Origin of the sequence: Longimicrobium sp., from assembly GCF_036399255.1 — a bacterium.
GTDB lineage: Bacteria > Gemmatimonadota > Gemmatimonadetes > Longimicrobiales > Longimicrobiaceae > Longimicrobium.
Window position 1 is genome coordinate 1 of record NZ_DASWNM010000063.1, and the last position, 5089, is coordinate 5089.

6 protein-coding genes are annotated in these 5089 nt (G+C 71.6%); all 6 read right to left on the reverse strand.

The window, feature by feature from the left end:
- The coding region (locus tag VGC13_RS09715) for an Ig-like domain-containing protein (protein WP_331125047.1) at positions 1-471 on the reverse strand (471 nt) is incomplete at its 3' end.
- 247 nt (positions 472-718) lie between these two features.
- Complete coding sequence (locus VGC13_RS09720; protein WP_331125048.1) at positions 719-2011, reverse strand: glycosyl hydrolase; 1293 nt, start codon at positions 2009-2011, stop codon at positions 719-721.
- Between the two features lie 246 nt (positions 2012-2257).
- Complete coding sequence (locus VGC13_RS09725) at positions 2258-2821, reverse strand: YdeI/OmpD-associated family protein (protein ID WP_331125049.1); 564 nt, start codon at positions 2819-2821, stop codon at positions 2258-2260.
- Positions 2822-2857: 36 nt separating this feature from the next.
- On the reverse strand, positions 2858-3052 hold the full coding sequence (locus VGC13_RS09730) for a hypothetical protein (protein WP_331125050.1): 195 nt from the start codon (positions 3050-3052) through the stop codon (positions 2858-2860).
- Positions 3053-3147: 95 nt separating this feature from the next.
- The gene (locus VGC13_RS09735; RefSeq protein ID WP_331125051.1) at positions 3148-4038 is read right to left on the reverse strand and encodes an NAD(P)H-hydrate dehydratase; all 891 of its coding nucleotides are present in this window, start codon (positions 4036-4038) and stop codon (positions 3148-3150) included.
- Positions 4035-4802: a histidine phosphatase family protein gene (locus tag VGC13_RS09740; protein ID WP_331125052.1), complete on the reverse strand. Its 768-nt coding sequence runs from the start codon at positions 4800-4802 to the stop codon at positions 4035-4037. Before VGC13_RS09740 ends, VGC13_RS09735 begins: the two co-directional genes overlap by 4 nt.
- Between the last annotated feature and the right edge of the window lie 287 nt (positions 4803-5089).

Sequence of the window (5089 nt, forward strand, 5' to 3'; positions counted from 1 at the left end):
CGGCGCGCTCACCCCCGGAACGTAGCCATACGCCCTTCCCGGCTCCGGGCTGTTGACGGTGAGGGTGGGCGGGGTGGTGTCGCGGGCCACGCGCAGCGGCGCCGTGCTCCCCCGGTTGCCGGCCGCGTCGTACGCGTGCACCGCCACGCTCGTCCAGGCCGTGTCGACCACCGGCACCTCCAGCGAGAAGGCGGCGGTGGCGCCCGGCGTGATGGCCAGCGCCTGCTCCGCGCCCCCGTCCACTGTGTAGGTGGCCCGCGCCACGCCCACGTCGTCCGTCAGCGTTCCCGTCAGCGTCGCGCGCTCCTCCCGCACGAAAGCGGAATCCCGCGGCGAGGCGATCTGCGCGACCGGCACCACGTTGTCCCGCGCGGCGCCGCAGCCGCCGGGGGTGTCGCAGGTGGCGGGGTTGTCGCCACAGGCGGCGAGCACCGCGGCCGACAGCAGCAGGACGATGCGATTGCCGTACATGGGGGACTCTGAGGCGGGTGAAAGCGGGGCGGGATGCTCCGCCGGTCCCCCGTGAAGGGAGACCGGGGGCACCGGAGAGTATAATACTGTCCCTTATCCGGGGAAAGTGTTTAATGTCCCGCGGGTTGCGCACAGTTCCCCGGTCCCGCGAGTTCCGAGTCGCTGGAACGCAGTGCAGCAGAGAAGCAGAGGAGCGGAATGATGGCTTCCTCTGCTTCTCTGCTTCCCTGCGTGACGCTTTGCTGGATCAGCCCCGCGGGCGAAAGCGGATGGCGGTGGGAAAGCGGCCGTCGATCTGCACGTTGGGGATCTCTACCCACTCGCCGTCGCGGCGAAAGGCGACCACGGGGTCGCGGTCCGGGGCGCGCACCCGCACGGTGCCGCGGCCCGAGCCCTGGGTGCGGATGCGCTGGTTGAAGTCGCGCCGCTGCAGGTGCGTGTAGGTGGAGCGCGGCGTCCAGTCGGGGTTGAAGATGCCCAGCGAGTTGCGCTCGCCCAGCCACAGCGTAAAGCCCATCGCCTTGGTGAACGGGGTGCCGGGCGCCTCGATGTCGTCCAGCGCGTCGCGCCACCACGCCTGCTGCGCGGCGTCGCTCCCCTCGGCGCCGAACTCGGTAAGCCACAGCGGGCGCCCCGGCCGGCCCTCGTGCGCCTCGACCTGCCGGCGAATCGAGGTGCCGATGGCGGCGACGTCGCGGTACGAGTGCACGGCCATGAAGTCGAAGTACGGCGCCGCGCCGGCCTCGTACATCCCCCGCAGGAACTCCCAGCTCACGGCCGGCGCAACGTCGTGGCCGCCGCGGCGGTTGGGCACCATCCGCTCCGTTCCCGTAAGGCCGGCCGTCAGCACCCACGCGCGGGGGTTGGCCTCCTTGATGGCCGGGTACACCGCCCGCAGCGTGGCCGCGTAGCGCCGCCCCTGCTCGCGCCGGGGAAACTGCTGGACGGAGTTGTCCCAGCCCCCCCACATCTGGCCCCAGTACCCGCCGTCCGGCTCGTTCCACACCTGCCAGAACAGCACTTCGGGAAAGGCGCGTGCCGCCTCGGCCATGTACGCGGCCAGCCGCCGGTTGAACCGCGCGTGAAAGTCCGTCCCCTCCTGCAGCCCCGGCGCCCGGGGGCTGCCGTGATTCCAGTGCACCAGCACCAGCGGCGTCACGCCCTGGCGCACGGCGTTCTGCACGGCCCAGCGAAAGCCGTAGAACTTTTCGGTGTAGTGGAAGGGCCGGTCCTCCATGGTGGCGTCCCACGGCAGGTCCATGCGGGCAATGCGGACGCCGGCCGCGCGCATCTTCTGGAACTTGTCCGCGTCGCCCAGAAAGGTGTTCATCCCCAGCTCCGGCAGCGCGCTGTACACCCACAGCGTGCGGTCGTCGCGCCAGTAGGTGTGGTACGGCCCCAGCTGCTGCACCGGCGGCTCCGCCGGCCGCACGGCGGGCGCGGGCGCGGCCTCGGGCTCCCGTCGCGTCGCCGCGGACCCGGCCAGCGCCGCCGACGCCGCCAGCGCCACGCCCGCCGTGCCCATCAACATCCAGCGCATCCCTGCTCCTTGCTTCCTGATCCATTTCGCGGAAAGCCGCCCGGGCGCCCTCGTTCCGACGGGCTCCGGACGGCCGTGCGATCGCCTGTTGCTACCCGCCGGCCCCGCCGCCGGGTCCAGCGCCGCGGTCGGGGAGGTTCATGCCGATCCGCGAAAAGACATGTCTCACACAGAGGAAGCAGAGGAAGCAGAGAAAAGAACCGGCTCCGCGCCCTGTGCGTGAGAATCGTCCGTTGCCCGCCCGGATCAGTAGTACGATTCGATGCCGAAGCCGAACTGCTTGTTCCTGGCCGTCTTGTCGACCAAGTTCCGCAGCCGCGTCTTGAAGTCGTCCGGCCGGTCCTTGCGGGCATCTTCCACGAACGCGACACGGATGCGCTGATACGACGGCGAATAGCGCTGGAAGTTTTCCCACACTACCGGGTTCTCGCGCAGCGCCTGCTCGATGTCCGGCGGAATGCGGAACCCGTCCACCGAAACGTCGGGCAGCTTGGCGCGCACTTCGTCGATCACCTTGCCCTGCGCCAGCATCCGGTGCAGGCGCTCCTTGTTGGGCTGGCTGTAGGCCACCCCCGGCCGGCGCGGCGAGTAGCGCTGCGCCGTGTGGTCGTCGTCCAGCTTTTTCTGCGTGCTGTCGATCCACCCGAAGCAGAGCGCCTCCTCCACCGCGTCGTTGTACGGGATGCGCGGGCGGCCCGTGTGCTTGCGCGGGTAGACCAGCCAGATCTCCTTTTCCGTGGCGTAGTGCCCGGCCAGCCACGCGCGCCAGGCCTGCCGGTCCGCCGCGTAGAGCGTGCGGGTGATCTCCATGGACGGGATGCTGGGCGTGGATCGCGCCGGCCGCGTTCAGACGCGCTCGGCCGGGCTGCTGGTCTCGGCCTGCTGGCGCAGCGTGGCGATGCTCCGCTGCAGGCTCTCCAGGATCTCCTGGTAAGGCGAGTTCGCCCCGTCCTTCATCAGGTCGGCCATGGCGGCCTCGGCCTGCTCGTGCGCGGCGATCGCCTTGCGCAGGGCGAGCTGCTTGTTGTCCTGCGGCTCCATCGGTGCTCTTCCGGTTGTGATTGTGGATTTCGATCCTCCCCCCGGCGTACTCAAGCCGTGTGCCGCGGCCCCGTCCGCCCGGCGGGAGACGAGGACTACGGCGATGACGCGCGGTGCAGGATGCGCGGCACCTCCCCCGGGATCTCGCGGGCGAGGAAGCCGACGGCGCCGTGGCGGCGGGCGAGCGCGTTGCCGGCCTCGCCGTGCAGGAACACGCCCCACGCCGCCGCGCGCAGCGGGTCCGCGCCGCGCGCCAGCAGCCCCACGACGAGGCCGGCCAGCACGTCGCCCGAGCCGGAGGTTCCCAGCCCCACACCGCCGCGCGTGTAGCGGCAGGCCCGTCCGTCCGGCGCCACGATGATCGTCTCCGACCCCTTGAGCGCCACCACCGCACCGAACGCCTCCGCCGCGCGCCTCGCCGCCGCCTCGGGATCGGCCTCCACCTCGTCGCGCTCCATCCCCAGCAGCTGCGCCATCTCTCCCGCGTGCGGCGTGAGCACGGCGCGCCCCTCCAGGTGCGCCAGCGCGCGCGGGTCCCGGCGCAGCGCGGCCAGCCCGCCGGCGTCCAGCACCACCGCGGGCTTCTCGATGCGCTTCAGCACGCCCTGGGCGAGCCGGCCCGCCGCGTCCTCGTCCACCAGCCCCGGGCCGATGAGGAGCGCGTCCACCCGGTCCGCGCGCTCCGCCAGCTTTTTCGCCGCGCCGGGATCCACCCCCTCGGAGCCGGCGGCGGGGAAGGCAAAGACGCGCGCCTCGGGCACGGCGATGGCCACCGCGGCGGCGACGGAATCCGCCGTGGCCAGCTGCAGCTTGCCGGCGCCCGCGCGAATCGCCGCCTCCGCCGCGAGCAGCAGGCCGCCCGGGTTCTCCGTGGAGCCGCCGGCCACCAGCACGCGGCCGCGCGTCTCCTTGTCGCCGGAGTCGTCCAGCGCGGGGAGCGGAAGCCGGCGCAGCTGGGCGGGGGTCAGGTTGACGGGGCGCTTCACTTGACCGCCACCGGCGCGTCGGGTTTGGCCGTCACGGGCGCGCCGGCATCCTCCAGCGGGGCGACGAAATTGAACCGGTCCAGCTCCATCTTCCCCTTGTGCCCCAGCCGCGGATTGAAGACGAAGGAGGTGACGGAGCAGTTCGCCACCTCTTCGGCCGCGTCGACGGCCAGGATCTGCGCCTCGTCCATGCACTCCAGCAGGTAGCGCAGGCACAGCACCACCACCTGGTGGCAGACGATGAGGACGCGGTCGTCGCGGTAGTGCAGCGAAAGCGTGTCCAGCGCGCTGCGCAGCCGCAGGATGACGTCGCACCAGCTTTCGCCGCCGGGCGGGCGGTGGTAGAACTTGCCCAGCAGGCGGCGGAACTCCGCCTGCTCGGGAAAGCGCTCGGCCACGCCGTGCCGCGTAAGGCGGTCCAGGATGCCGAACTCCTTTTCGCGCAGCCGCTCGTCCGCCTCGATGTCGATCCCCGGCCCGGCGAAGCCGCCCGCGTCACGGATGTGCTCCGCGGTGCGCATGGCGCGCAGGTAGGGGGACGAGAGCACGGCGGTGGGCCGCTCGTGCTCCGGCATGGCGGCGAACCAGCGGCCCAGCGCGGCGGCCTGCTGCTCGCCCAGCGGGCTCAGCGGCACGTCCACGTCGCGCAACGCGATGTCGATCATGGGCAGCCCCGCGAGGTGCGCGGCGTCGGACGCCACGTTCCCCGCGCTCTGCCCATGCCGCACGATCCACAGCACCTCCGGCCACCTGCGCGTCGTCATCCCGTCCCTTTCCCCTGGCGTGTGCCGAGGGACGGGGCAGGGAGCGTACCACCGCGCGTCCGGCGGTTCGCTTCGCCCTGTGCGGAATTGACTTTCTGAGAGCGTGTTCAAGAATCCGACGCCGCGCATCCAAGCAGATCTACCAGCGCTGAGTCCGGTCTAAAAAGTCCGGAGCGGCGGCGGATGCCGCGGATTTGGGGGTCCTCCGCAGTATCCCCACGTCGAGATCGTGCGTCTGAGCGCATCCTCCGAAGTCGACTTCTCCACACCTGTGTGGATCAAGCGGC

What these genes read in the sequence shown, in the direction of transcription:
- VGC13_RS09720 (WP_331125048.1), bottom strand. Translation starts at nt 2,011, where the DNA reads ATGCGCTGGATGTTGATGGGCACGGCGGGCGTGGCGCTGGCGGCGTCG.
- VGC13_RS09725 (WP_331125049.1), bottom strand. Translation starts at nt 2,821, where the DNA reads ATGGAGATCACCCGCACGCTCTACGCGGCGGACCGGCAGGCCTGGCGC.
- VGC13_RS09730 (WP_331125050.1), bottom strand. Translation starts at nt 3,052, where the DNA reads ATGGAGCCGCAGGACAACAAGCAGCTCGCCCTGCGCAAGGCGATCGCC.
- VGC13_RS09740 (WP_331125052.1), bottom strand. Translation starts at nt 4,802, where the DNA reads ATGACGACGCGCAGGTGGCCGGAGGTGCTGTGGATCGTGCGGCATGGG.